General features: G+C 61.6%; 30 protein-coding genes. 11 read left to right on the forward strand and 19 right to left on the reverse strand.

From position 1 onward, the window contains the following. Window positions 1-14: 14 nt before the first annotated feature. Complete coding sequence (locus tag M2320_RS01760; protein ID WP_264595826.1) at window positions 15-1,040, reverse strand: IS1595 family transposase; 1,026 nt, start codon at window positions 1,038-1,040, stop codon at window positions 15-17. A 293-nt stretch (window positions 1,041-1,333) separates the two neighbouring features. On the opposite strand from M2320_RS01760, the gene M2320_RS01765 reads away from it, so the two are divergent. After that, the gene (locus M2320_RS01765) at window positions 1,334-2,086 is read left to right on the forward strand and encodes a DUF5677 domain-containing protein (protein ID WP_264595827.1); all 753 of its coding nucleotides are present in this window, start codon (window positions 1,334-1,336) and stop codon (window positions 2,084-2,086) included. A 93-nt stretch (window positions 2,087-2,179) separates the two neighbouring features. On the opposite strand, the gene M2320_RS01770 is transcribed toward M2320_RS01765, so the two are convergent. From M2320_RS01770 to M2320_RS01795, 6 genes are all read right to left on the reverse strand, one after another. Further along, complete coding sequence (locus tag M2320_RS01770) at window positions 2,180-3,835, reverse strand: HNH endonuclease (protein ID WP_264595828.1); 1,656 nt, start codon at window positions 3,833-3,835, stop codon at window positions 2,180-2,182. Between the two features lie 218 nt (window positions 3,836-4,053). After that, a complete protein-coding gene (locus M2320_RS01775) occupies window positions 4,054-5,103 on the reverse strand; it encodes a hypothetical protein (protein ID WP_264595829.1) in 1,050 nt (349 codons plus the stop codon). A gap of 669 nt (window positions 5,104-5,772) precedes the next feature. Further along, window positions 5,773-6,048, reverse strand: a complete 276-nt coding sequence (locus M2320_RS01780) for a 4-fold beta flower protein (protein ID WP_264595830.1) — start codon at window positions 6,046-6,048, stop codon at window positions 5,773-5,775. A 24-nt stretch (window positions 6,049-6,072) separates the two neighbouring features. Continuing rightward, complete coding sequence (locus M2320_RS01785) at window positions 6,073-7,518, reverse strand: argonaute/piwi family protein (RefSeq protein WP_264595831.1); 1,446 nt, start codon at window positions 7,516-7,518, stop codon at window positions 6,073-6,075. Next, on the reverse strand, window positions 7,515-8,843 hold the full coding sequence (locus tag M2320_RS01790; RefSeq protein ID WP_264595832.1) for a DUF4365 domain-containing protein: 1,329 nt from the start codon (window positions 8,841-8,843) through the stop codon (window positions 7,515-7,517). The genes M2320_RS01785 and M2320_RS01790 overlap by 4 nt, the downstream gene beginning before the upstream one ends. Window positions 8,844-8,869: 26 nt before the next feature. Continuing rightward, window positions 8,870-9,073, reverse strand: a complete 204-nt coding sequence (locus tag M2320_RS01795; protein ID WP_264595833.1) for a hypothetical protein — start codon at window positions 9,071-9,073, stop codon at window positions 8,870-8,872. 867 nt (window positions 9,074-9,940) lie between these two features. On the opposite strand from M2320_RS01795, the gene M2320_RS01800 reads away from it, so the two are divergent. From M2320_RS01800 to M2320_RS01810, 3 genes are all read left to right on the forward strand, one after another. Continuing rightward, window positions 9,941-10,120 (forward strand): hypothetical protein, encoded by a 180-nt coding sequence (locus M2320_RS01800; RefSeq protein ID WP_264595834.1) that lies wholly within the window; start codon window positions 9,941-9,943, stop codon window positions 10,118-10,120. 144 nt (window positions 10,121-10,264) lie between these two features. Next, the gene (locus tag M2320_RS01805) at window positions 10,265-11,584 is read left to right on the forward strand and encodes a ClC family H(+)/Cl(-) exchange transporter (protein ID WP_264595835.1); all 1,320 of its coding nucleotides are present in this window, start codon (window positions 10,265-10,267) and stop codon (window positions 11,582-11,584) included. 27 nt (window positions 11,585-11,611) lie between these two features. Next, window positions 11,612-12,097: a hypothetical protein gene (locus M2320_RS01810; RefSeq protein ID WP_184427403.1), complete on the forward strand. Its 486-nt coding sequence runs from the start codon at window positions 11,612-11,614 to the stop codon at window positions 12,095-12,097. 64 nt (window positions 12,098-12,161) lie between these two features. Here the strand turns inward: M2320_RS01810 and M2320_RS01815 are convergent, their stop codons facing one another. Then, window positions 12,162-12,434 (reverse strand): hypothetical protein, encoded by a 273-nt coding sequence (locus M2320_RS01815; protein ID WP_264595836.1) that lies wholly within the window; start codon window positions 12,432-12,434, stop codon window positions 12,162-12,164. Window positions 12,435-12,544: 110 nt separating this feature from the next. Then, window positions 12,545-13,054 carry a helix-turn-helix domain-containing protein gene (locus tag M2320_RS01820; protein WP_184427404.1) on the reverse strand — a complete coding sequence of 170 codons (510 nt, stop codon included), beginning with the start codon at window positions 13,052-13,054 and terminating at the stop codon, window positions 12,545-12,547. Between the two features lie 337 nt (window positions 13,055-13,391). On the opposite strand from M2320_RS01820, the gene M2320_RS01825 reads away from it, so the two are divergent. Together M2320_RS01825 and M2320_RS01830 are read left to right on the forward strand one after the other, a co-directional pair. Then, a complete protein-coding gene (locus M2320_RS01825) occupies window positions 13,392-13,721 on the forward strand; it encodes an HdeA/HdeB family chaperone (RefSeq protein ID WP_264595837.1) in 330 nt (109 codons plus the stop codon). A 64-nt stretch (window positions 13,722-13,785) separates the two neighbouring features. Continuing rightward, entirely contained in the window at window positions 13,786-15,045 is a 1,260-nt protein-coding gene (locus M2320_RS01830; protein WP_264595838.1) for a cation:proton antiporter, read from the forward strand. Window positions 15,046-15,059: 14 nt separating this feature from the next. Here the strand turns inward: M2320_RS01830 and M2320_RS01835 are convergent, their stop codons facing one another. The 3 genes from M2320_RS01835 to M2320_RS01845 form a co-directional block, all read right to left on the reverse strand. Then, the gene (locus M2320_RS01835; protein ID WP_184427407.1) at window positions 15,060-15,749 is read right to left on the reverse strand and encodes an FABP family protein; all 690 of its coding nucleotides are present in this window, start codon (window positions 15,747-15,749) and stop codon (window positions 15,060-15,062) included. A 188-nt stretch (window positions 15,750-15,937) separates the two neighbouring features. Continuing rightward, window positions 15,938-17,419, reverse strand: coding sequence for a Do family serine endopeptidase (locus M2320_RS01840; RefSeq protein WP_264595839.1), 1,482 nt, complete (start codon window positions 17,417-17,419; stop codon window positions 15,938-15,940). Window positions 17,420-17,663: 244 nt separating this feature from the next. After that, window positions 17,664-17,927, reverse strand: coding sequence for a hypothetical protein (locus tag M2320_RS01845; protein ID WP_184427409.1), 264 nt, complete (start codon window positions 17,925-17,927; stop codon window positions 17,664-17,666). Window positions 17,928-18,119: 192 nt separating this feature from the next. Between M2320_RS01845 and M2320_RS01850 the strand changes: the two genes are divergently transcribed. Both M2320_RS01850 and M2320_RS01855 read left to right on the forward strand, forming a co-directional pair. After that, window positions 18,120-18,668, forward strand: coding sequence for a hypothetical protein (locus M2320_RS01850; RefSeq protein WP_264595840.1), 549 nt, complete (start codon window positions 18,120-18,122; stop codon window positions 18,666-18,668). 113 nt (window positions 18,669-18,781) lie between these two features. After that, window positions 18,782-19,855: an AI-2E family transporter gene (locus M2320_RS01855; protein ID WP_264595841.1), complete on the forward strand. Its 1,074-nt coding sequence runs from the start codon at window positions 18,782-18,784 to the stop codon at window positions 19,853-19,855. Here the strand turns inward: M2320_RS01855 and M2320_RS01860 are convergent. Next, window positions 19,839-20,495, reverse strand: a complete 657-nt coding sequence (locus tag M2320_RS01860; RefSeq protein WP_264595929.1) for a MarC family protein — start codon at window positions 20,493-20,495, stop codon at window positions 19,839-19,841. The genes M2320_RS01855 and M2320_RS01860 overlap by 17 nt on opposite strands. Before the next feature lie 186 nt (window positions 20,496-20,681). Here M2320_RS01860 and M2320_RS01865 point away from each other — a divergent pair, with 186 nt between their 5' ends. Further along, entirely contained in the window at window positions 20,682-21,191 is a 510-nt protein-coding gene (locus M2320_RS01865; protein WP_184427412.1) for a DUF1269 domain-containing protein, read from the forward strand. Between the two features lie 41 nt (window positions 21,192-21,232). Here M2320_RS01865 and M2320_RS01870 read toward each other — a convergent pair whose 3' ends face one another. From M2320_RS01870 to M2320_RS01880, 3 genes are read right to left on the reverse strand one after another with little or no spacing between them, the layout of a single operon-like run. Then, window positions 21,233-22,450, reverse strand: coding sequence for a patatin-like phospholipase family protein (locus M2320_RS01870; protein ID WP_264595842.1), 1,218 nt, complete (start codon window positions 22,448-22,450; stop codon window positions 21,233-21,235). Between the two features lie 58 nt (window positions 22,451-22,508). Beyond that, window positions 22,509-22,754: a hypothetical protein gene (locus tag M2320_RS01875; RefSeq protein ID WP_264595843.1), complete on the reverse strand. Its 246-nt coding sequence runs from the start codon at window positions 22,752-22,754 to the stop codon at window positions 22,509-22,511. A 32-nt stretch (window positions 22,755-22,786) separates the two neighbouring features. Then, on the reverse strand, window positions 22,787-23,254 hold the full coding sequence (locus M2320_RS01880; RefSeq protein WP_264595844.1) for a Spy/CpxP family protein refolding chaperone: 468 nt from the start codon (window positions 23,252-23,254) through the stop codon (window positions 22,787-22,789). Between the two features lie 332 nt (window positions 23,255-23,586). On the opposite strand from M2320_RS01880, the gene M2320_RS01885 reads away from it, so the two are divergent. Next, window positions 23,587-24,027 (forward strand): BLUF domain-containing protein, encoded by a 441-nt coding sequence (locus M2320_RS01885; RefSeq protein ID WP_264595930.1) that lies wholly within the window; start codon window positions 23,587-23,589, stop codon window positions 24,025-24,027. Here M2320_RS01885 and M2320_RS01890 read toward each other — a convergent pair whose 3' ends face one another. Then, window positions 24,028-24,795, reverse strand: coding sequence for an SDR family oxidoreductase (locus M2320_RS01890; RefSeq protein ID WP_264595845.1), 768 nt, complete (start codon window positions 24,793-24,795; stop codon window positions 24,028-24,030). Between the two features lie 144 nt (window positions 24,796-24,939). Here M2320_RS01890 and rnd point away from each other — a divergent pair, with 144 nt between their 5' ends. Continuing rightward, entirely contained in the window at window positions 24,940-26,100 is a 1,161-nt protein-coding gene (gene rnd / locus M2320_RS01895; protein ID WP_264595846.1) for a ribonuclease D, read from the forward strand. Between the two features lie 26 nt (window positions 26,101-26,126). On the opposite strand, the gene M2320_RS01900 is transcribed toward rnd, so the two are convergent. Both M2320_RS01900 and M2320_RS01905 read right to left on the reverse strand, forming a co-directional pair. After that, window positions 26,127-26,285 carry a hypothetical protein gene (locus tag M2320_RS01900; RefSeq protein WP_264595847.1) on the reverse strand — a complete coding sequence of 53 codons (159 nt, stop codon included), beginning with the start codon at window positions 26,283-26,285 and terminating at the stop codon, window positions 26,127-26,129. 47 nt (window positions 26,286-26,332) lie between these two features. Continuing rightward, window positions 26,333-26,887 carry a hypothetical protein gene (locus M2320_RS01905; protein WP_264595848.1) on the reverse strand — a complete coding sequence of 185 codons (555 nt, stop codon included), beginning with the start codon at window positions 26,885-26,887 and terminating at the stop codon, window positions 26,333-26,335. Window positions 26,888-26,956: the final 69 nt, after the last annotated feature.

Below are 26,956 nucleotides of genomic sequence, written 5' to 3' on the forward strand. Positions count from 1 at the left end.
CCAGCCAGCGCCCTTTATCCCGCGGCGAATGCGGCTTGCAGCGTGTCCTGAGGGGCGGATGGCGGGCGGCAAACCAGTCGCAGCATGGCGAGATAGTTTGGCAGGAATTTCGTTGATACGCCGCGCAGGACTCGGTTGATCAGGGTTTTCATCCTCTCGTGGTGGCCGTTGACCCGACCGAGGCCGAGCGCGCCCTTCTGGCGCGACGGATGGCCCATCGCCTTCTTCAGCCAATCGTCTTCTGGCGGGTCGAAGACGCGATGCTCGGCGCCAACCGTTTTCGCCAGCGTGGCATAGGCCGACAAGCCGTCCGTGCAGAGGACGGAGTCAGGCGCAACCGCCCCGCCGAGCGCGGCGACGATCTGGTCCGTGCTGCGCCGGTCCATTCGCTTATCGATGCAGCGGCCATCACGGTCAATGCCGGTCAGGACCGGAACGTGCTGGTGCGACAGTCCCGACAAAAGCGCTTTGGAACCGGGGTAGCGCGGCGGGCGATTCTCCGGTGCCTTGCCTCGCTTCCAGCCCCTGTGTCCTTTGAAACTTCTCAGAAAAAACGTCTCGTCCGCCTCGACGACGCCGCCCAGGCGCTCCGGCTTCGTCGCCGCCAGCGGGGTGAGCAGCCGGTGGCGCCAACGCCACGCCGTGTGCCGACTGATGGCCATGTCGGAGCACTCGACAATCTTCGTCAGCGACGTTCCCGAGGCGAGATGCCTGGCGTATCCGCTCCAAAGTTCGGGCTTGCGCATCCGGGCGAAAGCCGTGCCGGACAGGCCGTTGAAGGTCCGCCCACAGCCATGCGACTCGTCGGTCTTCAGGCAGCGGAAACGCTGCCGACCACCTCCGTCTCGTCCGTGTCGGACGATCTTCGTTCCGGAGCAGTGCGGGCATTGGCGGACGGCTGTCGTCCGCCGGGCGACCAGCGCCTCGGAGACGCGCTCGGCCAGCAGACGCGCGGTGCGCGTCTCAAGATCGAGCAGTTGCTCGACCGTGGCCTGCGCGGCGATCTCTTGCGTCAGCGTCTCGAATCTGGCCCTGTCCATGCTCGTCGCCCCGTTCTCGCCGGAAGATAGGCGAACGAAGGCAGAACATCAATTGCTGGCAGGCCGGAAACGCCTGATTTTCAAGGGGTGTAGTTAAAATCAACAGTCAAGTTGAATTGCGCCACCCACGCTGATAGCCTCGTCACGCTGTTCTTGACAGCCGAAAGGGATCTGAGACCATTTTTCTACCACGTTTCGGATGAGTCGCCCATGAACACGTCTGGCGATAATATCTCCATAAAACTGGCACTGGAATTTATCCGCCAATTGGCATTAATTTAAGGCGATCAACTGTGAGCAACAAGCAGGCATGGCTCCAATTTTCTGAGAAACTCTTAGAGAATGGGAGTGACATATTCGAAAACGCTATTGCCAATTATGAAACACCTCCGAACGATTCGAAGAGGTACGCGCTTACTCTGCTTGCGCGCACAATCAACAACTTTCAAGCCGGCATATTACTAGTTAATAATGATTTTGTTGTTGAAGCAAGAACGATGGTAAGGTGCTGCTACGAAAACTTCTTCTGGATTGCATCTCTTTCTAAAATGGGAAACTCCTTCATCGATAAGATGAACCTAGATGACGCAGCGCACAGAATAACACATGCCAAAAGCCTTATTGAATGGTCAAAATCCAAAAATAATTACGATTTTGAAGAACAACTTAATAAAATTATTTCCAGTTTGACGACAAAGTACGGTAAGACCTCAACTATTAAAAACTATGATGCCGCCAGCGATGGAGACATAGGCGAGACATATATCATATATAGACAACTATGCGGTGATTCTGCACATCATTCAGCAACATCTTTGAGCCGCCATGTCTCATTAAATGGCGATGCACCACATCTGTTGCCGCTTGATGATCCTTACGAAGTGGAGGAAACACTGGAACTTGCTTGCAAAGCGTTGATTGGCGTACTCGTCGACGCCAATATAATCTTGGAACTTCCAGATAACGAAGCTAGGCTGTCTTCTCTTTGGAATGAATTTGCCACTCTTAGAAACGAGAATAATGCAAGCAAGGCTTCTGATCATTGAATTTGTTTGAGCCAGAGCACTCATCGGGCCGAAGATGTCTTCTTCATGACTTGATCATGCAATATCGATCATTCGGCGGCGTTGCCGATCTGGTCAATAGCGGTCCAAAAACCGACGCTGCATTTCGCCTTCGCCGCCGCAGTCACGGCACTCGTAGCCATCAACGGTCCGTCGCCCTCTACAAACCGGACATTTGACCATCGCATAATCGCGCAAGTCGATTTGCTCCGCCTGACGGCGCTCGACCTCACCGTCTCCTCCGCAGGCGGGGCAGTCCTCCCCCATGTATGTTCGCTTGCCACGGCACAGCGGGCATTTGACGTCGGCGTAGTCTCGGAGATCGATCTGATCGGCGAGATAGCGCTCCATCGTCCGCTCTCCGCCGCATGCAGGACATTCCATGCCGCGGCGTGAGCCCTTCCCGTCGCAGACGGGGCAATTCACTTCATTGTAGGCGCTGAGGTCGACCCGGTCTGCCAAGTGGCGTTCAATTTCGCCCTGACCGCCGCACTCTGGACAGTCTGTACCGTGATACCGGCCATCGCCGCCGCAAAGCGGACAATTCACGTCTTCGTAAGCGGTTGCATCGAACAATTGCGCGAAGCGTCCTTCCATCTGGCCCTGCCCCCCGCACTCGGGGCAATCGCGTCCTTTGAACTTGCCGGAACCGCCGCAAAGAGGGCATCTTACGTCTTCGTAGTCACGCGGATCGATCTCCTCGAAATAATAGCGCCGTATCGTTTTCTCGCCACCGCAGACAGGACAAAAATCTCCCTTTCGGGTGCCATTGCCATGGCAGACCGGGCAAGTGACGGGCTCGAAGTCGCGAGTATTGACCCGGCATGCGACGCTTTCGGGAACCTCTCTGTCGCCATCACATACCGGACATTCGCTGCCCTCATAGTAACCTTTGCCTTCGCACAGAGGGCAGCGCACGTAACCTAGGGCGGCGGCGTAGCGTGCGCGGATGCCTGCCGCCGTTTTCAGCCTGGTTGGGAGCCTTGAAATGCTTTCGTTTCCGAGCGCGGCGACATCTTTTTGAACTGATACGAAAGCCAGGATGTGCGGATCGGCAGATGGCGGAGGACCAAGCTTAGGCAGCGCTGCAAGGGTCTTCTCCGCCAAGTCCTCAACAGCCTTGACCTGAGAAGGAGTTGTCGCCGCCGCGAGCTGCTTCTCAAGGCTGTCACAGTTTTCCAAGAGGAGGAACGCCCTGCGGCAAGCCTCAGCCTGCTTAGTCCAGAGCACTCGATTGAAGCGTTGCAGAGCGAGCTTGAAACCGTGGATGAAACCCTCGTCTTCTTTTCGCGGCCCATACACCCCCTTGAGCAGCCCCTTATCAAAGCAGGTGTGGTGGTTTGCGCAGAGCCAAATCAGGTTGTGGGGGTGGTTATTGTTACTCTTGGCCACAGGGTCGATATGAGCGGCTTCACAACTGTCCTTGTGGGAATGACAAATGGCACAGGAACCGCCGGCCTCGTCGATGATCTCGTCTTTAATGCCTTTTGGAACGGGCGGGCGCGCGTCGCCTTTCCGCGGCCACGGAGCTCGCAGCCAAGCGTCAAAGTCGCGGATTTCCTTATCTTCGAAGAAAAGCTCCTCACCTACCTTATCAGCGACCTTCAGCTTCCGCTTTTCTCCAGACTTGGGGGCGTACGATGTCAACCACTCCAAGAGCTTCGGCGAAAGCCCAACAGCGGCGGCAGCTTGATACTGGTTGAGCAGTTCACTTTTTTTGGCGTGCGACATGAGAGGCTTCAACGCTACCGAATCTCGGGTTAATATAGCTGGATCGGCGGCGGGATCCATCTCGACAGTAAAAAGCTAGAGTCAGTCATCGTTAATTTCGATTTGTCACACTCCGCGCTCCGCTGACCGTGTAGGTTCTCGCTCCGACAACGTCTTGGAGATCAGGGGATCACTGGAAGCGCCCGATCGCGAGCAAGCCGACCGGGCTAAAGCCAGCGTTAGTGCCGCTCCTCGCAGGCTTGGTCCGGAGCTACCTCATAATCCAACTCGGTCTTCGTACCCGGCTGAATCATTTGTACGTACCGCAATGATGGAATGTATTTAAAGCGTTGTCCATTTGGCTGAGGAGGGGCAACACCCCGAGCCTCAAGTGTTATTGTGAATTTGAGATCTGGCTTGTCCATTGGTAACGTGTAATATTCACGAATAAAGCTCCCTTCAGGGGAGTTCCAAATCAACATCAATGGATCAATGGTGTCACAGGGTAATTCTGCCTGTGGGCTTGGGACGTTCATGCTTGTTACAGGACCATCTTGATGTTCAATGGCGCCCCCCGAAGAGTTTTCTTGAGCGGGCGGCGTACCGTTCAACGCCGGCTTTATCCCTGCTTCACAAATTAGGTCATGCAACCGCCTTGCGGCGGAAACCTTTCTTGCCAGAAACGGGATTGAACACCTAACAACCGCTTCGTACGAACCTGCGGCTTTTTCGATTTCCTGATATTTTTTCCATTTTTCGCCGTTTTCGTTCCAATGGTAGAGCATTCCATAGAGGAATAGATCGTCGTACAGCTCCTCGGTCAGCCACATGTTGCCACCGAAAATAACTTGCCAGCGGTTAATCGTCAGTTCTTGATCACTAACCTGCTTCCAAGCGACCAGAGATGTTACCTCCTTCTTTATATCCGTCGCATCGAAATGTGCTACAATGCGCCGCAATTCCTGCTTCAGCGTATCGGTATGGAGAATTTTTTCAGCAATAGGCACAATCTTTTTCACGAAAGATGCGGCATCCCTGTCATAAAGCAGAGGTCTAATTCTAACACACAGCGACTCAAAATCTTCTATTCGAAAAACCGGGTGGGAAAACCAAGTTCTTCTCTGAACTCCGGCAGCAGTGCGCACATGCTCTACGATAAGAGTGTACCGCATTTGCGGGATGATTTTGTAGAACGAAGAATCAGAAATCCTCTCGACCACAGAAAGAAAAGCCGACAGGCGTTCCATTTCTGTTGCGGTCAGTGCTGCCAAGCCACCTGCGCCAGCCAAAAAAACCTCCCATCATCGAAACACCAAACAGATTCAGTGAGTCGTGCGGTTGATGTCAACGGGAGGGATGGAGACCGAAGCCTCCAAACCGTAGAACCTCCACCGTGGTCAAAACCGCCAAGCAAACCTGTTCGCCAGCGCGGCAGCCGTGGACCTTGATCCCGTTGTAATGGCGCAAGCACACTGGCGGGCAGGTCCAATCCGCCCGAGCCCTTCTTCTGGGTGCGGCAACCGCACAAGCCCAAGGTGGCACCGGGCAGGATTTCACCCACCAGAGCGCCTGATGCTCCCCATGCTCTCCCACGCCCTCGGAGACTTTGCGCGGACTCTGTTTCGCCGCCGAGAAGTTCTCGATTAGCTTGACTCGTCAGCCCGCCGCCGCGCGATTTGATCAAAGCTGATCGAGAAAACGACGTTGTCGCAATGCCTTGAGAGGAGTCAACGCAATCGAGAACTTGGACGAGTCATTCTAATCGAGAACGGAGGAGTCAAACGGAATTGAGAACCCAAGGCTGTCGCGAAGGTGCCGGTGAAAGCAGCGTTCGCTTGCCGGGACATGAACGAAAGACGCTTGGCATCTTCGTTGACTACGCAGTCAGCAATCACGTTCCCGACGCTGCGCGACACCGGCGCGGAACACCGCCCGCCCCAAGCACATGGAAAATGGCTTTAGTCGGGGATGTCGGGTTCGTCGCCCCAAACTGCCGATGACACACTGCTTGCTGCCGCTGACCCACAACGGCTCGACGACGCAAACGATGAGCCAATGCCCGCGCTTTCGGTGGAGCGGTAAACGAGCCGGTTGCCGACGATGCTGCCAACGTAGCGACCATTTTGACCATAGACTTTGCTGCCACTGATCCGACCGACGACAGCGCCAGACCGACTGTAAATTGTGTTGCCGGATTGTTGCAGCGGTCGCCCATTCTTGGTGTAGAGCGTCATGAGGAATCCCTCTCTATATCATCGTCAAATGTACTGCCGATAGGAAATCGCTTCCGCCGTTCCCGATGAGACGTATCGCAGAACCTTCGATACTTCGCGGGCGGCGCGCAGGGTGATTGGCAATGACCCGTCGAACTGAGTCGTGTTCCAGTTCATCTTCGTCAACGCCAGCGTCTCAGCGGCAATGTCGCCAATCGACGAGTCGCGAGTGAAAGGGCGAAGTTCAAGCGGGCGCGGAATATAAAGCCCCGGGTATGTGCGATAATATGCAACGCTCCCGCGCGTGTAGAGAACCGCTCCACGGTCAAGTTCGAGCAACGATCCGCGGAAAGGGGGATAGCCGCCGTCGCGGAACATCCGGAATGGCGTGTTCTCATAAACCCACACGAAATCCGAATTTGGGACGCCGGCCTCGTTCAGAGCCTCGTCGAAACCCTCGACCTCCTCGTCGCGAAACCGGGAAGTCTTGTAGACAATGACCCGCGCTGGAAAGTGCTGATGATGGCTGCGGTAAGCCATGAGCGCCCGCCGCATCAGTTCGTAGGCATCGATGCGCGCGAGATAGGGATTGCGGTCGCTCTTTCCGGTCCGGGCGCGTCCGCCTCGAAGGATGAGACCCTGACCACGCTCATCAAACATTTGCGCGGTGCTGGTCTCAAGGTTTTTGTTGAGGGGATCCCTGTAAAAGCTGATCCCGATAAACGAGGTGGCCAGCGCTGACGGGTCTCGCGGCAGCCGCCATGGCACGTAGCCTGCCTTGTAGTAGAGCGCGTTGAAGAAGTTCCAAGCGCGCGTCGCCGGGTCCTGAACCTTCCGGCCCGACAGTTTCGAAAGCTTCTTGGCGACTTTGGCGCTATCGTCCCAAGTGGTCGGCCAAATCAGCTGAATTGGCAGCTTCAGGTGGATGGTCCGCGCCTTGAGAAGGTCGCGGAAGTTGAGGACGTCGTAGGGGTCGTCTTCGTCTTCATCCTCGTCTTCGGTAGAGCGTCCGTTGACGACTCGCTCGATCAGTTGGACCGGCAGGGTGCAGACGATCAGTTGGGGTGGCGCTGGCGCTTCGGCGATGTCCTGCGCAAGCGACGCGTACAAATCGACGGCTGCCTCGACGGCGGCGTTTGTGTTTGCGGCGCTGGTAATTTTGCCGAGGTCAGACCTCGGAATGGATTTCACTGCCATCGGGTCGATCTCGAAGGCGCAGCGGAACGGGTTCTCGTTGCCGAGTCCAGGAAAGGGCAGGAACAAGTTCGGCTGGCGAGATGCCTTCGCATCAATGCCGACGCGACATTTATCGACCCACTGCTGAAAGGCGTCGTTGGTCTCACCTGTGCCAATGACGCCGAGCCTGACTTTCGAAGCCCTCTCCGGCTCCAATGGGCCATGGCGCATTAGGCCGAGGCGAATGTCGATCTCTCGTCCGCCGTTGCCGAATTCGAGTGGCGGCTCCGAAAGGAGCGTGAGAACTCTCTTCACAGCGGCAACTCCTCTTCCGCGGATTGCGGCGTCTCGTCGCGCTGCATCCAGAGGTCGTCCTTGAGGGAGACAGGCGAAACAAGCGCCTCCAACGCCTCGAACCGCAATATCGGAACCCTCGCCGGCGCTGCGGTTTGCAGAAGATCCATCTGCGGCTCCTCGCCGAGACTGGTGAGCAGCCGCTGCCACATCACGAATTGTCCCCGAACCGTGGCGTTGGTTTCCAAGCGTTTGAGCTTGGATATGCGCTCCCCGGCGAACCCGTCCGGTCGAAAGCCGTCGCGTGTGAACACATAGGCGGGTTCGATGGCGATCAACCATTCGTCGTCATTGCGCCAGAACCGATGTCGAAAACCGCTATGGCGCACGTATGCAATGTCGCCATTGGCTTTCCTCTTCGACTGAACGACTGCCCTCTTTGTTTCCTTCTTTGTCGAGAAGTAGGAGAAGTGCCGGTCTAAGCGCCCGGGTTCTGGCGGAAAGTAGAGAGCCTGCGCCGCCCTGCTCCAGTGCAGCGTATCGTCAAGCTGGCGGCTCAGCGTCCGGTTCAACAGCTCGATGAACTGATATTCGTCGTCCTGATCGTCAGTAAGCGCAAACTCAGCGGTGTCGAAGTCCTCAATTGATCCCGCGTCAACGACATGTCGCAGTGGAGAGGAATCGATATTGAGAAAGGTGATCAGCCGCCCATTGCGCGCCACCCATTCCGCTGGCGGAAAGTCGCAAATTTCCAAAAGCGCTTTGCGAACGGCGCGTCCATGAACGTGCTGGGTTTCCGCGATGTATATTTTCCGCGGGAGGACCACGCGCAGGGCGTTGAAGAGGACCGGCTCTTCGATCTGAGCTGGCGGAATCCAAATTCCGGGTCTCGTTTCATCGACCGCTATCTGCGCCAGTTTGTCCGCAGCCGGGGGCGACAGATCGTCATCCACTTTGTTGAAGCGAAGCCGCCGGTCAGTGGCGGAGATTTCTCTCGGTATCTGTTTCCAGAAGACGGTGCGGTCGCAAATGCGCACAAGGACGACGATGACGGGAACGTTGGCGTCCCGCCAATAATTGAAGTCCTCCTCGCGGCAAAGGTATTCGAATTCCGTGTCCGTCTCAGCGGTGTATCGTGCCGAATCCGTGGTCTTGATCTGGATGGCGATGATCTTCGCCATAGGCGTTCCCGTCGCCGCGTTGCGGATTTCGGCGAAGGCGTCGATCCCGGCCTCCGTTCGACAATATTCGCCGAACAGATAACCCATCGCGTTGATGCGATCCTTGACGAGCGCGACCCCGTGCTCGCCCGTGATCTGCGACTGAGTGATCGTCTTTCCGTTCATCGCAACGCCTTCGCTTAGAGGACGCTTCAGGGCTTCCGCTTCAGGAGTTCGCTGAGCGAGTCGGCGCCCTCCTGCTCAAGCAACGTCCCCAAGTGCATGTCGGACCTGCGACCCTTGGCGAAGTCTTCGCCGTATTCCTCGCGGAGGGTTCCGACCTTCGTGTTGCTGTTCTTGCGGCGAATTTCGCCGTCCAGATTCCGATGGCGACCATCGAGTCCAGGCTGTTTCATGACAATTCCTATGCGCTATATGTTGTGGGTGGAGCGCACATAATGCCTCCATTTTGTATAGATAGGACGGAAATCGGATACCGCAACGCTTGAACTTGCCAAGTGTAATCGATTTCCGCACGGAAATGATTCACTTTCTGTTCCCGTTTTGGTGTTTCCACAGGAAAGAGCGACGCCTGGGTAGTATTCTCAAGCGGAAACGAAGGGCGAGCCATACCCGACGCGCCGGGCCGTCGCGCCTCAAGAATTCTCAATAAGTTTGACTCGTCTGAGTTCTCGGCCTCGATTTCAAGGCAAACGGGGCCGAAAAACGTCGCCAAGGCAATACTTTATGAGGAGTCAATCTTATTGAGAATCTGGACGAGTCAAAATTATCGAGAACGACGAGTCATTGTAATTGAGAATTTCTCCGTTTTTGACGGGTCGATCAGGGCCGCCGCGTTCACACGGGCACATGATGGTCCGTTGTGGGGAGCGCAAGATGGATGAACTTCTCGTCACCGCGGGTGCGGGCATCAGATTTTCGATGATCTGACGGCAACGGCAGGGCAGTCTCGCCATGGCCCGGCTGCGGTGAAGCCAATTTTCTCGATTAGATCGACTCTTCGGAGGAGCCAGTCACGAATGGCAACGACATGGAGGTGTACAGGGCAAAGAAACCGCCCCAGCGAATTCAATAGCTTAGATAGGGCGAGTCATCCCAATTGAGAAACCCCGCCTTTTGAGTCATTGTAATCGAGAACGGGGAGTCATTTATCGGCGAAAAAGCCAACTGATTCAAAGGCTGCGGGAGTCAGTTGGAGTGAGAACCGACATTTTTCGCCCGTCGCTCTCGCGTCATGAGAGGCGCTCCAGAGGCCAAAGCGAATGTCGAACGTCTTTAAATTCGATCCCAACGCCATTCGCGAACGCAAGCGTTTGAACGGGATGTCGGCCCAGGACGCTGAAAAGGCCAGGGCGCGCAAGGATGGTCGCCGCGCCTGGCTGCTGTTCGGCGGCGCCGTGATCGTCCTGACGATCCTCCAGGCCGTGTTTCATTTCGGCTGACCAGATTGCGGCTGACTAGATTGCGGCTGACTAGATTGCGCCCGCCCAAAATGAGCGCTCGCCCCCTTGTCTCGGGCGCAGGGGCCGGTCAACACTGACAAATCCGCGTCGACGTTTTGCGACGCGCACCTGCCCTGGACGGCGATGGAAACAAACCGTGGCGCTCTTCTGTCGATCGTCGTCGCAAGCCTCCTGACGGGATTGTCCGTCGGCGTGCTCGGCAGCCTGTTCCGGGCGGTGCTCGAGCTCGCCAATCAATGGCGCGGCATTCTGATCCAGATGGCGCACGCCACCCCGCTCCAGGGTTTTGCCGCCACCGCCGTCGTCGTGGTCGCGGCCGCCATGATCGCGCGCTGGCTTGTCGCGCGTTTCGCGCCGATCGCGGCCGGCAGCGGCGTGCAGCATGTCGAGGCGGTGATGCGCGGCGAGGCCAAGCCCGCCGGTCTCGCCGTGATCCCCGTGAAATTCATCGGCGGCCTGCTGGCGATCGGCGCGGGTCTGCCGCTCGGGCGCGAAGGGCCGACGGTGCAGATGGGCGCCACCATCGGGGGGCTGGTCGCGAGCCGGGTGGTGGGCGACCGGGAAAGCCGCCCGGCGATCGCCGCCGCCGGCGCGGGCGCCGGACTGGCTGTCGCCTTCAACGCCCCCGTCGCCGGCGCCGTCTTCGTGTTCGAGGAGCTGACGCGCGCCTTTACCGAGCGGCAGATGCTCGCCGCCCTGGCCGCGGCGGCGGTCGCGGTGGCGATCATGCGCGTCGGGCTCGGCGACGCCCAGATGTTTCTGGCCGGCGCCTCCGTCGATCAGCCGCTCGCCGAACTGCCCTTCCATTTCGCTCTCGGCGCGGCCTTCGGTCTGCTCGGCGCCTTCTACGCGGCCTTGACCACGGCCTTCCTCGACGCGGTCGAATGGATGCGGGTGATCCCCTCCGTGGTGCGGGCTGGCGCCATCGGGCTGGTGATCGCCGCCGCGGGCTGGTTCTCGCCCGATCTGATCGGCGGCGGCGAGGCCCTGGCGCAGTCCATCTTGTTGGCGCCGCCTGCCGTCGAGACGCTGCTGCTGATTCTCGGCGTGCGCCTGGCGCTGGGGCCGCTCGCCTATGCCGCCGGCGTTCCCGGCGGAGTGTTCGCGCCCTTGCTGGCGATCGGCGCCGCCTTCGGGGCGCTGATCGCCGCGGTCGCGGGTCCGATCTGGCCGGGCGGCGCGCCCTCGTCGCTGATCTGCGGCGTGGTCGGCATGGCGGCGATGTTTTCGGCCGTCGTGCGCGCCCCCCTGACCGGGATCGTCATGACCATCGAGATGACCGGACGCTCCGACTGCGCGCTGCCCATGCTCACCGCCTGCATGGCGGCCATTCTGTTCGCCAGCCTGGCCGGCGCCCGGCCGGTCTATGACGTGCTGCGCGAGCGCATGCTGGCGCAGCAGCGCCGGACGCCGCGCGGGCTCCAGGCCCATGGCGAAAAATAGACGGCCCCGGGCCGAAAGGAGAAGTCCATGCTCAAACCCCTCGCCATCGCCATGGCCTTGCTGACGGCAAGCGCCAATCTCGGCGCGCCCGCCCTGGCGCTGCCGATCGCCGATCCCCACGCGTCCGCGACGGCGCCTCTCGAATTCGTCCGCCATGGCCGGCCGGGTCCTCGGCCGGGAGCGCACCGCCCCGTCAACAGGCCTGGAGCGCACAGACCCGTCCACCGGCCCCCGGCGGTCCACAGGCCCGGCTATCGTCGGCCCGTCACCCTGCCCGCGCATCGCCCCCGCCCCGTCGTGGTGCATCGACCGCGTCCCGTGGTCGTCTATCCGCGCTGGCATGGCAGCTATTGGCGCCCCGGCGTCGGCTGGGCCGTGGGCAGCGTGGTGGCGATCGGCATGCTGACGGCCGCGGCCGCCGCCGCCTATGCGCCGCCTCCCCCGTCTCCGGGCCTGTGCTGGTACTATACGGATTCCACGCGCCGGGCCGGCTATTGGGATCGCTGCCCGTAAGCGCGCCTGAACGCAAAGCGGCGGGCGCTCGCGCGCCCGCCGCTCAAAATGCGTTTCGCGTCGCTTATTGCGCGAAATGTTCGGGACGCAACTGGGTCTTGCGGCTGGGCTTGAATTCCGCCTGACAGGCCGGCGACAATTGCGACAATCTGCTTTCCAGGCAGGCCTCGATCATCGGGACATTGGGGATTTCGGGGCCGCAAAACGTCGTCGCATCGCCTTCGCAGGCCGAACGCTGCTCCGGCGTGCCCTGGGCAAGAACGATCTGGGGCGACGTGGCGGCGGCGAGCGTCAACATGGCCAGGCCCGTCCAGCGCGCAAGTTTCGTTCTCTTCATGTGTGTTTCCCTCTCAGCCTGCTTGACGCGCGCAACTTCGCAGAGGGCCGCCCCGTTGAGAAGATCGCGGGCGCCCATTTTGAGCGCTTTATGGTCGCCGAACGCCAGCTCTAACGCGCCGAACATTTGCGCGGCGCCGCATCCTCGGGGCGCCGCACCAACCGCTCCAGGGTCGCATGCATCCGTGCGAGCCGGGCCGCCGCGCGCTGGTCGAGTTGCAACAGGTCCCTGCGCGCCGTCGCGACCCCTTCGTCGATGACCATGGTCCAGGATTGGTCGCCGTTGCTGCTGATCCAGTTCTTCTGTTCGAGCCGCTTGAGCTTGCGGCGAACGGTCTCGCGCGGAATGCCGCAGACGTCGGCAAGCCGCGATGCGGTGATGCCCAAGGGCTGGCGTTCGCCTGAAGCCGCGGACCTCATCCGCTCGGACATGAACACCTGGCCGATGACGCACAGAATCAGCGCCTGTTGGAGATCGCCGTTAAATTCCCGCGACAGCTCCGCGAGATGTTCTGAAAGGAACTGATTATACGCATATTGAAAGGCGGGATAATTGTCCGTGTCGGTGAAATCGTCTTCGATCTCGGCGGCTCGGGTCCGAGGCCGATGGAAATCCATCATAAATCGCCCTCCTGTGCGCCCAAGTCCGCTTTCCCAAAAAGCGCCTAGGGGTCTTGGCTCCGTCATCGCGCAAATCGAATCGAGCCAAGCTCTACTCTTTTAATCAAACCAACGTCACAGACTGGTGGCGGGCGCGCCGCTCGGGCGCGTCCGCGCCTCGCATGTTGGCATGATTGCGCGGCACTGCATAGCCGACGCCTGGTCATCCCTTTCGACGGCCGCTCGACGCGCCGCCGGGCGCGCCGCCCCTGCTCAGAATGGGCGCGGGGGCCTTGACCTGCGCGCGCTGATCGGCACTCTTCAAAGCTTGGCGATGCAAGGGAAGAGAGGCCCCGCAATGACCCGTATTTTCCTGATGGCGGCCGTCGCGCTGCTGCCGCTGTCCGCCCATGCGGATACGAAAAAGGGCCTGGCGCATTGGACCTGCGAAGATTTCACCGGGTCGGAGGACGTTTTCAAGCCGAAGATCGTCTATTGGGCGACGGGCGCCGCCAAGGCCGGCAAGCCCAAGACCTCCACGATCGACGTCGTCGAGACCGAGAAGATCGTGCCGATCATCATCGACGTCTGCCAGAAGGACCCAAAGGCCTCGTTCTTCCACACGCTCAAGTCGGAATGGCGCAAGCTCGAAAAGAGCGCCGAGAAGCTCGAGCACAAGGCCCTTTGACGCGGGCTCTTTTCGCGCGGCCAGGCGGTCGGGAATTTAGGCGCAGCACCAGGCGGTCGGGCGATTGACCAACGATTTTCAAAATATCCTTCTCATCGCCCTCATCGCGGTGCTGGCGCCGCTGGCGAGCCGGATACCGGGGCTGACGAATGTCCCCGTCGTCGCCATTGAGCTGGCCATGGGCGTGCTGGTCGGCCCGAGCGTCGCCGGACTGGTCGCCAGCGACGGCATCATCGATTTCCTCAGCCGGCTGGGGCTCGCCTTCCTGTTCTTCCGCGCAGGATTCGAATTCAGGCTGAAGAGCGTCGGCGCCGATGCGCTGCGCCTCGGCCTGATCGCGTGGTCGGCGTCGCTCGGCCTGGCGGCGGTCGCCGTCACGCTGCTGTATCTGATCGGATTCATAACCGCGCCGGTGCTGATCGCCATCGCGCTGTCGACCACCGCTTTCGGCATCCTGCTGCCGGTGCTGCGGCAGACCAACGCCGTGGGCGAAGATCTGAAGCGCTATGTCCTGGGCGCAGCCGCCGTGGGCGAAATCGGCCCGTTGCTGCTGCTCTCGGTGGCGCTCGCCAAGGACCATCGTCTCGATCAGGTTCTGATCACCCTGCTGTTCGTCGCCCTTTCCGTCGGCTGCATCTTTCTTGTCGCGCGTTTCCGCTCGGAGCAGACCTCGTCGCTGATCCTGCGGCGGCTCGCCGACGACGAAATCCTGCCGGTGCGGGCGTCGCTGGTGCTGCTGCTCGGCTTTGTCTATCTGGCCAATCGCTTCGGCATCGAGATCGTCATCGGCGCCTATGCGGCGGGACTGGCGGTGGCCATGCTCGTCCACGGCACCGAAGCCGAGGTTCTGGAAGAGCGCCTGACCATGATCGGCTCGGGCTTTTTCGTGCCGGTGTTCTTCATCGCCAGCGGCGCCGAACTCGACCTGTCGACGCTGGTCTCCAGTCCAGGGAGCATGGCGCGCCTCGCCGTGTTCTGCCTGCTGTTCCTGTGCATTCGCGCAATCCCGCTGCACCTTTACGGGAAAGCGCTGGACAAGCGGGACATGCCGGCTTTCGCGCTGCTCACCTCGGTGACGCTGTCCCTGGTGGTCGCCATCGCCTATCTCGGCGTGCGCAAGGGGCAATTGTCCACAGAGAACGCCTCAGCCCTGGTCGGCGCCGCCGTCCTCACCGTCACGGTCTTCCCCGCCCTCGCCCAATCGATTTGCGCGGCCAAGCTGGAGTCCCGGCCGCCCGGCGCGGTCGAAACTTTTGTGATGCGCTGCGCCGACTGGGGCCTGAAGCGATACGAAGCCGTGTTCGGCCCGGTGCGGCGGAGCTGATGCGGCGGAGCTGATCAGGCGTCGACGCTTTCCCGGGACGCCTTCTTCGCCAGCCTTTTCTTTTCGGCATCGGCCTTGAGCGCCGCCCGGTTCGGCTTGGCCTTGGCGATCAGCTTGAGGCGGTTGTGATCGCGGTGTTCGAACAGCGCGTCCTGACCCAACACCTTGAGAAAGGTCGTCTGGTCGTAGGACCAGGAGCCGTCGTCGTGTTTGGTGATGTCGATGCGGAATTCCTCGGTGCGGAACGCATGTTCGAGGAAGGGATTCGAGCAGACGCCGTTCACCGTTTCGCCGCGCCTGGCGGTCAATTGAAAGGTTTTGGCGTCGGGCTTCGCCTTGCCAATGGCCATGGCCGTCTGTCCGCGCGGGATCGACAGGGTCATGATCACGGTGTCCGTCGCCGGCTCCCATAGCCAATAGCCGATCTGGTCGTGGAAGAGACCGTTCTCGCCGCGCTTGAGAACCTGCTGGTGGTAGCGCAGTCCGTAAAAGAGTTGCGGACCGTTCGACTGGGGATCGATCGGCTGCAACTCGAAACGTTCACTGAAAATGCTCTTGTCCGGGCCGTCCGCCTTGGGGGCGATGTCCTCGCCGCCGAAGGCGCGCCAGACGCCGGCCATGCCGCTCAGCGGCCCGAGATTGTCGAGCGTATAGGGATCGATATCGTCGTTCTCGGTGAAAATGTCTTTGGGATATTGGTCCATGGCGTGGGCTCCGCAACGTCGGAGCTCAAGCTAACAAAGTCGATCGGCCGCGCCAACAGGCGGCGCGGCCGACCGAACGCTCGGGGTGCTGAACCGTGGCCCGCCCCCGCCCTTCGAGACGCCCGCCAAGGCGGGCTCCTCAGGACAAGGGCTAATTTATTCTCCTATATGGAGGAATCCTCTCGGGATCAGGACACCGCGCTGGTGGCGATGGCGAGGAAGCGGGTGGCGTCGCCCGACTGGATGCGCAGCAGCACAGCCTTCTGTCCCTCCTTCCGGGCGTTGCTCAAGGCGGCGGCGACATCGGCCGGCGTGGCGACCGGCTTGCCCGAGGCTTCGAGGATCACGTCGCCGGCGCGCAGGCCCTTTTCGGCAGCCAAACCGTTCGGATCGAGATCGGCGATGACGACGCCGGTCTTGCCCGCGCCCGCCACCGCCGAAGCGGGGGCAAGTTCGACGCCGAGCGCGGCGAGCGCGGCATGTTCGCTCTTCGGCTCCACCGCCGCGCGCGCTTCCTTTTCGCCAGGAAGCGCCGCGAGTTTCACGTCAGCCTTTTTCTCGGCGCCGTCGCGCAAAAAGGTCAGCTTCACCTCCTTGCCCGGACCATAGGCGGCGATTTTCCGCGCGAGTTCGCGCGGGTCCTCGATCCTTTGGCCGTCGACCGCGATGATGACGTCGCCCGACTTGATGCCCGCCTCGGCGGCCGGGCCGGATTTGGCTTCGGCGACCAGCGCGCCCTTCGGGGTCTTCAGGCCGAGGCTGTCGGCGATGTCCTGGCTCACCGGCTGAATCTGCACGCCGATGAAGCCGCGCGCCACCACGCCCTTGTCCTTCAGCGACGCAATCACGTTTTTGGCCACTTCGGAGGGAATGGCGAAACCGATGCCGACCGAGCCGCCCGAAGGTGAAAAAATCGCCGTGTTGACGCCGACCACTTCGCCATTGGCGTCAAAGGTCGGGCCACCGGAATTGCCGCGATTCACCGGCGCGTCGATCTGCAGGAAGTCGTCATAGGGGCCGGCGCCAATGTCGCGCCCCCGCGCGGAGACAATGCCGGCGGTCACCGTGCCGCCGAGCCCGAACGGATTGCCGACCGCGACCACCCAGTCGCCGACGCGCGGCGGCTTGTCGCCGAACTGGACGAAGGCATAATCGCCGGGCTCCTTGATCTTCAGCAAGGCGAGATCTGTCTTCTTGTCCTTGCCGACAATTTTTGCGCCGACCGTTTTGCCGTCATCGAGGACGATTTCGACATCGCCCGCGGCGTTTTCGACGACATGGTTGTTGGTGACGACATAGCCGTCTTTGGAAATGATGAAGCCCGAGCCCTGCGCCATGCCGACTTCCGGCTTCTGGCGGCGTCCCTGGTCGCCGAAACGGCGGAAGAATTTTTCCATGCCCTCGCCGTCGCCGAATTGCGGCGGCAGGGCGTTGCGGGCGTCTTCGTCGGCGACGGCGGCAATCTTCACGCGCACCGAGACCACGGCGCCTTTCACGCGATCGACGAGCGGGGCGAAGGACGGCGCGCCGATGGTTTGCGGCGCCGTTTCGGCGTGGACAACGGTGGCGGCGGGGTAAACGGCGGCGCCGAGCGCCAGCGCAGCGACCGCGCCGAGCAGGACCGCGCGCGAGCCGGTACGACGAAACGAACGATTGTGCAAAGGTGTCATCTCAGGTTCTCCTGTTGGAGCAACCAGCGGCGCTCCCAGAAAACCTGAGATGGGTGGGCCGCATTACCTTTGCATGATGCGCAGATTAAGCTTTCGTCATGGCGCAGGTCGCGATGAAAATGCGCGCCGCGCGGCCCGATGACAAACTGTCGTTTCGATGGCCATGGTTCGAGACGGCCCCTTCGGGGCCTCCTCACCATGAGGGGTTTTCTCTATTCGGACGAGAAAGTGGCCCAGCCGAAGCTCAATAATTCACTGCGCTGCCGTCTTCGCGGACCACGTCGTTTTCGTTCAGATATTTGAGCGTGTCGTCGGGCGTGCAGGAGGTGACCGCGGGGTCCTTCCACGGCGACGTCCCGCCCGAGGCCGGATCGAAGCCGGAGCGCGCCGCGACCAGGTCGCGCGCCGCGTCCGCCGACGGCGCGGACGCCCAGACCCTTTCCTGTTCCTTCGAATATTTCCAGGAGGGATGATCGGAATCGATCGGCTCAAGACGATAGACGCTCATGCGCAGGCTCCTTCACGGCGGGCGTGGCCAACGGGAAGTGCGACCCAGATTTGCAGCGCGCGCAAGGGGGCGAGCGCTCAAAATGAGCAACCGGCCCGGAGCGACCTTCCGTGTGACAATCCTTGAACTTGCCAATGCCGGCGGACCGGATGATAGTGCGCGCACGAGCAAACCAAACCACGAGAAGCAGCGATGTTCGAGGACTCGGGCGTCAGCCCAACCACCGCCCACAAGTCCGGCTTTGGCGCCGTCGTTTTCAGGGAGGCGCCCTATCTTCTCGTCGTCGCCATGGCCCTGTTCGGCGTGGCCTATACCAGCCTCACCGGAACGCCGATTACCTTTTACTGGATCACGCTGGCGCCGCTGATCGGCGTCATCTGCGTGGTCTCGCGCTGGCGCGTCGCCACCACCAAGCAGGAACGCCTCGAACTCATCTGGCGGCAGGTGCTGCATTGGCTGGCGGTGCTCGCCACCATCGAACTTCTGTTCGTCGGCGACGTCAGCCGCATGGCCGATACGGACGCCACCGCCATGGCCGTTCTCGCCGTGCTGGCGCTGGGCACGTTCATCGCCGGCGTGCACACGTCGTCCTGGCGCATCTCGCTGGTCGGCGTGTTTCTCGCGCTCGCCATTCCCGCGATCTCCTGGCTGGAACAATCCGTGCTGCTGATCGTGCTGGGCGGCGCCGTGATCGTGGCGATCGTCGCGCCGATCGTGTTTCGCGAGAAGCGCGCCGCCTGATCGGCGGAAGGAGGCCGGCGACTTTCCCCTTTGGGTGAAGAGCCGGCCTGAAGCGACTGAGGGACGTCAACGCGCCGTGCGCTTCGCGTTCGGCCCCTGCAACGGTCGGAACGATGAAGCCCGCGCGTCCCGCTCTGTTCTGGATTGTCGCGATCGCCGCGATCGCCTGCACGGTCGCGCTGCTGCGCGAGGCGCTTCTGCCGTTCCTCGCCGGCCTGATCCTCGCCTATCTGGTTCTGCCCCTGGTGGCGCGGCTCGAGCGCATCGGCGTGCCGCGCGCGGTGTCGTCGCTCGCGCTGATCCTGCTGTTCGGCGCCGCCATCGTCTCCGTGCTCGTGTTGGCCACGCCCATTCTGCTGAGCGAACTGACTTATTTTTTGGAAAAGCTTCCCGGCTATTTCGAATCGCTCAGGACCATCGCGACCCGGGGCGATCACGCTTGGCTGAACAAGATTCTCGGTGACGGGTTCGCCAACGCCCAGCGCTCCGTGAACCAGATCATGCAACTCGCCGGCGAGTCGTTCGGCGAGTTCCTGACCTCGCTCTGGTCGGGCGGCCGGGCGTTCTTTGCATTGTTTTCGCTGGCGATCGTCAGCCCCGTGATCGCCTTTTATCTCGTGCGCGACTGGCGCAAGATCATCCATGTGATCAAGAAATGGGTGCCGGCGCAGCACCAAAAAGTGTTTCTGACGCTCGCCGTCGATATCGACCGGACCATTAGCGGCTTCATCCAGGGGCAGGCGCTGCTGTGCCTCGCGCTGGCTCTATACTATGCCGCCGCGCTCTCCGCGATCGGGCTGAACCACGCCATTCTCATCGGGGTGTTCGCCGGCCTGATCAGTTTCGTGCCCTATCTCGGGTCGATGGCCGGGATCGTCATCGCCACCTGCGTCGCCATCGCGCAATTCTGGCCGAGCCTCACCCCGATCCTCTCGGCGCCCGCGATCTTCATCGTCGGGCAGACCGTCGGCGATTACGTGCTGTCGCCCTACCTGATCGGGCAGCGCATCCATCTCAGCCCGGTCTGGGTTTTGTTCGCGCTGTTCGCCTTCGGCTATCTGTTCGGGTTTCTCGGGCTGCTGGTCGCCGTGCCGCTCGCCGCCGCGATCGGCGTCGTGGTGCGCTTCGCCGCCGAGCAATATTTTCGCGATACGCCGGAGGCGGCGCGGGTCAATGAAGCGCCTTGAGGCCGTGCTGCTCCAGGGCTTCGATGACGCCGTTGAAAATCAGGCCGACGCCCATGGCGGAGACAAAGAAGCCGACGATGCGCGTGGTGGCGTCTATGCCCATCGGACCGATTTTTGCGGTGAGCTTCGAGGCATAGGCCAGCGCTATGAACGTCACGAACATGGTCAGGACGATGGCCGCGGAGACGGCGGCGAACGCATAAAGTTCGAATCCGGCGTGTTTGACCGTCGCCGTCATGCCCAAAATGGTCGCGATCGCGCCGGGGCCGCACATCAGCGGCAGGGCGAGCGGCACGAAGGCCACATTCGACTCGGCGCTGGCGCCCTCCTGAGCTTGCGCGCCGGACGGGGCGGCGGGCGGTGAGAACAGATCGAACCCGATCTTCATCAGGATGATGCCCCCGACAATGCGCACCATGCTCAGCGGCACGTCGAACAGCCGCAGGATGAGATTGCCGAAGATCAAGAAGAAGAAGCACAAGACCAAAGCGTAAAAGCAGGCCTTCCACGCCACCGCGCGCTTGCGGGATTCGGTCTCGCCCGAAACCAGTTTCAAATAGACCGGAAGCACCTCAAGCGGGTTGATGATCGCCAGGAGGGTGACGAACGTGCTGATGAACAGGGTGATTTCGGCCTTCACCAATGACAAGGGCGCCTCCGTTCGCTTGCTTGCGCGGCAGCTTCGCAGAGGGCGGCGGGTTCCAGAAGCCTGCGGGCGCCCATTTTGAGCGGATGCGCCCGCCCGAAATGAGCAGCATGGCGCTTCGCGAGGGCCCGGGTTTGTGCTGAGTTGGCGTCCGCCTTCGACGGGCGGACGGAGACCATCATGAGCGATCTCGTTGCCATTGTTTATCCCAGCGAGGCGCAGGCCGAGGCCATGCGCAACAAGCTTTTGGAATTGCAGCAGGAATATCTGATCGAATTGAACGATGCGGTCGTGGTCGAGAAGACCGCGGACGGCAAGGTCAAGCTGCATCAGCTGTTCAACACCACCGCCGCCGGCGCGGCTTCAGGCAGCTTTTGGGGCTTGCTGATCGGCATCCTGTTCTTCATGCCGGTGGTCGGCGTCGCCGTCGGCGCGGCGACCGGGGCGCTGAGCGGCGCGCTGAGCGATTTCGGCATCAACGACAAATTCATGAAGGAGCTCGCCGAGGGCATGCAGCCCGGCAATGCGGCTTTGTTCGTGCTGATCAAGAAGATGACGGCCGACAAGGTTTTGGACGCGGTGAAGGGGACGGGCGGAACCGTGCTCAAAACCTCGCTCGATCACACCAGGGAGCAGGCGCTGCGCGACGCCTTGGCCGCGACGCCGGCCTCGGAGAGCGCGCCCGCCTGAGAAAGGGGACAGCCGCCCGAAGGCGTTTGCCGGAGGGCGGCTCAGTCTCGCGCGCTGGCGTCGAGGCCGGGCGGGGTGTGGCGCCAGGGAAAACCATGCGCCGCCTTGTCGAACCCATAGGCGTAGAGCGCGCGCATATAGGTCTGATCAAAATCCTCCTTGTGCGGGGCCTGAAAATCCTCGTCGATATAGGCGAGGTTGAAGCCGACATTGGCGACTTTGGTCAGCGTGTACATGCGGTAGAGGTCGCCGCGCCCGTTGTAATTGATCAGCGTGCTCACCGCCTTTTGCGCGATCGGCAGGGTGCGGCGGTCGACGTCGCTATAGGCCACGGTCAGGCGCGAATTGCGGATGATATAGGCTGTGGCGCTCCTTCTCTTATAGCCGGCCTCGCGCCGCGCCTCGCGCAGGCTGACGCCGGGCGGCAACAGAAACGACTGGCTGACCGCGCCGCCGTCGACATGAAGCTCCTGATGCGGCTGACCCTCGATCTCGACATCGAACATCACCGGCGGAAAGGCGGCGGGGATAGAGGCCGAGGCCAGCAGGATGCGGCGGATGAGGGTGAGCGCGCCGGGCGCGCCGCTTTCGGCAATGGCGCCAATGTTCCAGCGCACGGCGAGCCCGGCGTCGAGATCGGTGGTCTGGATGAACAGCAGCCGGCCTTTGCGGTATTCGGCGGCGATTTTCGCCATCAGCGCGTCGTCGACGTGGCGCGAAATCGTTTCGTAAAGCGGCGTGGTGTCGGCGAGCGCGTCGTCGGTCAATGCGGCGGTGACGATGAAGCGCGGCGCGTAAATGCTGTCCGGCGTGGAATTGGTGTAGACGTCCTTCAGGACGGAATCGTAGTCGCGGCCGAGGAAGGCGAAGGGCGCGATCAGCGCGCCGGTGCTGACGCCGGTGACCATCTTGAATTCAGGCCGGTCGCCACGGGCGGTCCAGCCGGCGAGCAGGCCCGCGCCATAGGCGCCGTCGTCGCCGCCGCCGGACAAGGCCAGGAACGAGGCGGGCGGCAGGACCGAACCTTTCGGCAGGCCCAGATGCCGGCCCTCGCGGACCAAGGCCCTTTCCAGCTCCTGCTCCATCACCTCGGGTTGGTCGGAGAACGAGCGGGCGTCGGGAATGCCCGGGATCGCGGCGTGGGTTTTCGCCGGCAGGGCCGCGAGCTTGGGCCGGTCGCTCGGCGAACAGCCGGACAATGCGACGCCGACGGCCAAAGCCGCCAGGGACAAAATGCCTGCTGTCTGTCGTCGTCGCATTCCGTCGTTCCAATATTTGGCGGCGCCGCACGCGAAGTCTCGCGGCGCCGCGAAAATATTACCAGTTCTGATCGAGGTCCGCGCCGACCTGGACGTCGGCCGGCGCCTCGACGGCCCGGACGTAATTCTCGCCATAGCCTTCGGGAACGACATTTCCGTCATCAAGCCAGTCGTCGCTGGTCATGAGATTGGCGGGCAGTTGAATCCTGCCGTGACGCGGCGGCGGCGTCTGAGCCCAGGCCGTCGCCAAAGCCGCAAGAATGCAGACACCGGCTGCGCCGGCTCCAAGCAAACGCTTACGCATGCTCATCCCCTTTTCTCTCTGGAGCGCGCGCGTCACTTTTGGCCGGCTTGCGCGATGAAGCTGCGCACCAGCAGGGTGAAACGATGTTTTTGCGCGGCGTCGAGCGTATCGAACAGCGGCGCGGTGGCGTCGGCGACCTTCTGCAAGTCCTCGCCGCGGGCGATCAGGTTCTTGGCGCCGAGCTTCATCGCCTGGACGACTTCATCCTTTTCGGCAAATTCCGTCGCCCGCTCGCGGAACGCGGCGCGCCGCGCGGCGCGCGCGCTCGCCACTTCGCGCAAAACCTTCTCCAGGCTGTCCCAATGTTTTTCCTGGGCGGGGGTCAATTTCAGACCGGCCTTGAGGGCGGCGATCCGCGCGTCGGTCAAGGCCGCGCGATCCTCCTCCGTCAGTTGCGCGGCGGGCGCCGCATGTTCCGCCATTGCGGGGCCGACCACAGGAAGAGCCACGGGAAGAGCCAATATGGCGGCCAGCGCGCCCACACGAAAATGCCTGTTCATCGAACCCCTCTGTGTTTTTACCGATCATCGGAAACCGCAATTCGGCGTCGAAAATGCATTCATTTGCCTTGTTCCACAAGCCTTGCGGCCGAGGCGCGCGACGCCGGGCGCGATCTTTGCGAAAAAAGCTTTGAGAGCAAACGACTAGCGCGCCGGCGGCCGGCGGCTATTTGGCCGTGTGACGAGGCGGCGGATGGACGCGGATCGGAGGGCGGCGCGACACCGGCGATTCCGCGCGGCAGCCGCCGCGCGCGCTTGCGTAGAAATTCTTATTGCCGAGCTTACCATCCTTACTTAGGACTCGGAGACATCGCAGGAATTTGGAATTGTCCGTGCCTCCCGCGCCCGAAAACTTCGGCGAGCTCGTCCAGATCATCTACAGCAGCCGAAGCCTGCTCGGCGGCGAGGGGCTTTCCGCAGGAATCTCGGACATTTTGCGCATTTCGCGCCAAAACAATGCGCGCGACGACATCACCGGCGCGCTGTTCTTCAACGGGCGCGCCTTCGCCCAGGTGCTGGAGGGGCCGCAGCTCGCGGTCTCCAACCTTTACGCCAGTCTGCTCAAGGACAAGCGACACACCGACGTGTGCCTGCTGCAACACGAATATATCACCAGGCGCTGTTTCGAGGGCTGGGCCATGGCCTATGTCGAGGGCGCGGGCGGCCAGGGGTTCACCATCACCCCCGGCTTTCTCCACGACGCGCTGCATCGCTCCAACGGCAGCTCCGGGCCGGTGCTGCAATTGATGAAATATGTGATGGCGGAACGCTGACTACTCGCCCGCCGGCTCCATCATCGTGTTGAACTGCTTGAAAAATTCCTCGTAGCCGCCGCGCCGCTCCGCCTCGCGCAGCGGCAGGACGCGCTCGACCAAAATTTCGGGGGCGTCGGGATTGCGCGCGATGAGGTCGAGGGTTTCGGCGAGATAATCTTCGAGCGGCATGGCCCTGGGATCGCTGGCCTGGCGCGCGCCGGTGAGACCGGTTTGGACATAGGGCGGAACGATCTCGTGGACTTTGACGGAAGTTTTGCGAAGCTGCCAGCGTAAGGACTCGGTCCAGGCGTGCAGCGCCGCCTTGGTCGCGCAATAAGTGGGCGTGGTCGCCAGCGGCAGGAAGGCCAGTCCCGAGGTGACGTTGAGCACCGCGGCTTCGGGCTGGGCGGCGAGATGCGGCAGCAAAGCGAGCGTCAGCCTGATGGGCCCCAGAAAATTGGTGGCGATGGTCGCCTCGGCCTGGGCGAGACTGGCGGGGTCGCGCAGGTTTTCGCTCTGCATCATCCCGGCATTGTTGATGAGCACGTTGAGATCGGGGAATTTTTGCCGCGCCTCATCGGCCAGCCGGGCGATGGATTGGGGGTCGGCCATGTCGACGGTGAGCGTCTGCATGCCCGGATTTTTCGCGGCGACCGCCTCGAGTTTTTCCCGGTTGCGGCCTGAGATCAGGACGCGATTGCCCCTCTGCAAAAAGGCTTCGGCGAGGCCCCGGCCGATCCCCGAGCCTCCGCCGGTGATCAGAATGGCGTTTCCGGACATGTTCATGGCGCGCTCCTGTCGGGGATTTACGTCCGGAGCCCGCAAAGGTTCATCGCGGGCGCCAACACACGTTAGGTATTCGTCAAATTACCTAGACGCGGCGGCTTTCGAGACTGGCGGCGACGATTGTGCTGGATTATGAAGGGCTCCATGAGCCTTGTGACCGATTCCAGCGAACTGGCGGGCTTGTGCCGCGAATTCGCGAAATTTGACTTCGTGACTGTCGATACGGAGTTCCTGCGAGAGACGACTTTCTGGCCGAAGGTCTGCGTCATCCAGATGGCCTGCGAGAGCAAGGCGGTGGCGATCGACGCGCTGGCCGAAGGTCTGGATCTCACGCCCTTCTTCGAGCTGATGGCCGATGAGAAGGTCGTGAAGGTTTTTCACGCCGCGCGGCAGGATCTGGAAATCGTCTGGAACCTCGCAAAGCTCATTCCGGCGCCTTTGTTCGACACCCAGGTCGCCGCCATGGTCTGCGGCTATGGCGACCAGATCGCCTATGGCGAACTCGCGCAAAGCCTGTGCAAGGTGACGCTCGACAAGAGTTCGCGCTTCACCGACTGGTCGCGGCGGCCGCTGTCGGAGGCGCAGATCGATTACGCCATCGCCGACGTCACCCATTTGCGCGACATCTACAAGGCGCTGAAGGCCAAGCTGGAAAAGACCGGGCGGCTGCATTGGCTCGCCGACGAAATGGCGGCGCTGACGAATAGGGATTCCTACGAGATGCGGCCGGACCGCGCCTGGGAGCGCTACGCCCATCGCGCGCGCAAGCCGCGCGACCTCGCTGTTTTGATGGAACTCGCCGCCTGGCGCGAGCAGGAGGCGCAGACCCGCGACGTGCCGCGCTCGCGCGTGCTCAAGGACGATATTTTGATGGAAATCGCGCTGGCCGCGCCGCGCACCGCGGAGGCGCTCGGCAATTTGCGCGCGTTTCCGCGCGGCATGGAGCGCTCACGCTCCGGCGCGGATATTTTGGCGGCGATCGAGCGGGGGCTGGAGCGAGACCCGAAAACTTTGCCGAAGATTGAGCGCGAGCGGCGCGGCAATGGCGCGGGCGCGACGGTTGAGCTTTTGAAGGTTTTGTTGCGGCAGGTGGCCGAGGCGCAGGGCGTGGCGGCGAAGATGATCGCCACCACCGACGAACTCGAAGCGCTGGCCAATGACGACAAGGCGGATATTGGCGCGTTGCGGGGCTGGCGACGCGAGCTGTTCGGCGAAAAGGCCTTGCAGCTCAAGCATGGCAAGCTGGCGCTCACCGTTGAGAACAATCGCGTCGTGACCTTGGAATATCACGAGGGCGAAGCCTGACCCGCGCGGGCGCTGGCGATTTTTGATCAATCGCCTTTATTGACCACGCAAGCCCCGCGGGCGTTGAACCAAACGGCGCCGTCGGCGACCATGGCTTCGCCGTTGTGAACGAACATTTCGTGAGGGATCGCATCGCGCAATTGCGCCGTCAGCGCGGGCGTAAAAATCCGGTCCCAGCGGGCCATGAGATCGGCCTTGGTGCGAATAACCAACGATTTTTGGCCGTTCACCCTTAGCGGATAGGACACACCAGACGCGCGGCGCTGGCCTTGTCGCCTGCGATCACCGCCTGCAAGAATTTTTTGGCCCGATCCTCAAAGGCGGCGTCGGGTTCGTCGGTGACGTCCGAATACCACGGGGTTCGGGCAGACCCCTCATAACTGGCGGTGAATTGAAGCGCGACCGGAAGCGTCTTGTCCCCTTTCGTCCAGACGCCTTGAAGCCCGGTGGAATTGTAGAAATTGAGATTTTGTCCCTTGGCCGAGTCATTGCTCACCAGATGAAGCGCGAAGACGCCCCCGCCCTGCTCTTGCAGGGTGAGGTTTTCACCGTCGACGCGACCATCAAGCTGAATATCCGCAAGTTTGTTGGCGTAATAATAATGACCGCCCGCGAATTCGACGTGATCGCGCACAAGAAGGCTCATGCCGACTTTATAGGGGCCGACCTTCCCCTCCATCTGATAAGTCGTCAGCCCTTTTGGGGCTTCGGCGGCGGACGCCAACGAAAATGTCAACGAGGCGGCCGCCGCCATGACAATGAGCCACTGAGCAATCGGTCGCGACATCATGTTCTCCCCGCCATTCCTTCGAGGCTGACACCCGCATGTCTCGCCCGAAACGGGCCCGCCATTCGC

Origin of the sequence: Rhodoblastus acidophilus, assembly GCF_025961575.1 — a bacterium.
GTDB classification, from domain to species: domain Bacteria; phylum Pseudomonadota; class Alphaproteobacteria; order Rhizobiales; family Beijerinckiaceae; genus Rhodoblastus; species Rhodoblastus acidophilus_C.

Bases quoted from the DNA above. Each gene is read 5' to 3' on its own strand.
- M2320_RS01845 (WP_184427409.1), bottom strand. From the start codon at position 17,927: ATGAGCGTCTATCGTCTTGAGCCGATCGATTCCGATCATCCCTCCTGG.
- M2320_RS01835 (WP_184427407.1), bottom strand. From the start codon at position 15,749: ATGGACCAATATCCCAAAGACATTTTCACCGAGAACGACGATATCGAT.
- M2320_RS01790 (WP_264595832.1), bottom strand. From the start codon at position 8,843: ATGAACGGAAAGACGATCACTCAGTCGCAGATCACGGGCGAGCACGGG.
- M2320_RS01760 (WP_264595826.1), bottom strand. From the start codon at position 1,040: ATGGACAGGGCCAGATTCGAGACGCTGACGCAAGAGATCGCCGCGCAG.
- M2320_RS01800 (WP_264595834.1), top strand. From the start codon at position 9,941: ATGTCGAACGTCTTTAAATTCGATCCCAACGCCATTCGCGAACGCAAG.
- M2320_RS01820 (WP_184427404.1), bottom strand. From the start codon at position 13,054: ATGATGGATTTCCATCGGCCTCGGACCCGAGCCGCCGAGATCGAAGAC.
- M2320_RS01870 (WP_264595842.1), bottom strand. From the start codon at position 22,450: ATGCGACGACGACAGACAGCAGGCATTTTGTCCCTGGCGGCTTTGGCC.
- M2320_RS01805 (WP_264595835.1), top strand. From the start codon at position 10,265: ATGGAAACAAACCGTGGCGCTCTTCTGTCGATCGTCGTCGCAAGCCTC.
- M2320_RS01875 (WP_264595843.1), bottom strand. From the start codon at position 22,754: ATGCGTAAGCGTTTGCTTGGAGCCGGCGCAGCCGGTGTCTGCATTCTT.
- M2320_RS01890 (WP_264595845.1), bottom strand. From the start codon at position 24,795: ATGAACATGTCCGGAAACGCCATTCTGATCACCGGCGGAGGCTCGGGG.
- M2320_RS01850 (WP_264595840.1), top strand. From the start codon at position 18,120: ATGTTCGAGGACTCGGGCGTCAGCCCAACCACCGCCCACAAGTCCGGC.
- M2320_RS01855 (WP_264595841.1), top strand. From the start codon at position 18,782: ATGAAGCCCGCGCGTCCCGCTCTGTTCTGGATTGTCGCGATCGCCGCG.
- M2320_RS01815 (WP_264595836.1), bottom strand. From the start codon at position 12,434: ATGAAGAGAACGAAACTTGCGCGCTGGACGGGCCTGGCCATGTTGACG.
- M2320_RS01795 (WP_264595833.1), bottom strand. From the start codon at position 9,073: ATGAAACAGCCTGGACTCGATGGTCGCCATCGGAATCTGGACGGCGAA.
- M2320_RS01825 (WP_264595837.1), top strand. From the start codon at position 13,392: ATGACCCGTATTTTCCTGATGGCGGCCGTCGCGCTGCTGCCGCTGTCC.
- M2320_RS01865 (WP_184427412.1), top strand. From the start codon at position 20,682: ATGAGCGATCTCGTTGCCATTGTTTATCCCAGCGAGGCGCAGGCCGAG.
- M2320_RS01780 (WP_264595830.1), bottom strand. From the start codon at position 6,048: ATGACGCTCTACACCAAGAATGGGCGACCGCTGCAACAATCCGGCAAC.
- rnd (WP_264595846.1), top strand. From the start codon at position 24,940: ATGAGCCTTGTGACCGATTCCAGCGAACTGGCGGGCTTGTGCCGCGAA.
- M2320_RS01880 (WP_264595844.1), bottom strand. From the start codon at position 23,254: ATGAACAGGCATTTTCGTGTGGGCGCGCTGGCCGCCATATTGGCTCTT.
- M2320_RS01905 (WP_264595848.1), bottom strand. From the start codon at position 26,887: ATGTCGCGACCGATTGCTCAGTGGCTCATTGTCATGGCGGCGGCCGCC.
- M2320_RS01840 (WP_264595839.1), bottom strand. From the start codon at position 17,419: ATGACACCTTTGCACAATCGTTCGTTTCGTCGTACCGGCTCGCGCGCG.
- M2320_RS01900 (WP_264595847.1), bottom strand. From the start codon at position 26,285: ATGGCCCGCTGGGACCGGATTTTTACGCCCGCGCTGACGGCGCAATTG.
- M2320_RS01770 (WP_264595828.1), bottom strand. From the start codon at position 3,835: ATGTCGCACGCCAAAAAAAGTGAACTGCTCAACCAGTATCAAGCTGCC.
- M2320_RS01810 (WP_184427403.1), top strand. From the start codon at position 11,612: ATGCTCAAACCCCTCGCCATCGCCATGGCCTTGCTGACGGCAAGCGCC.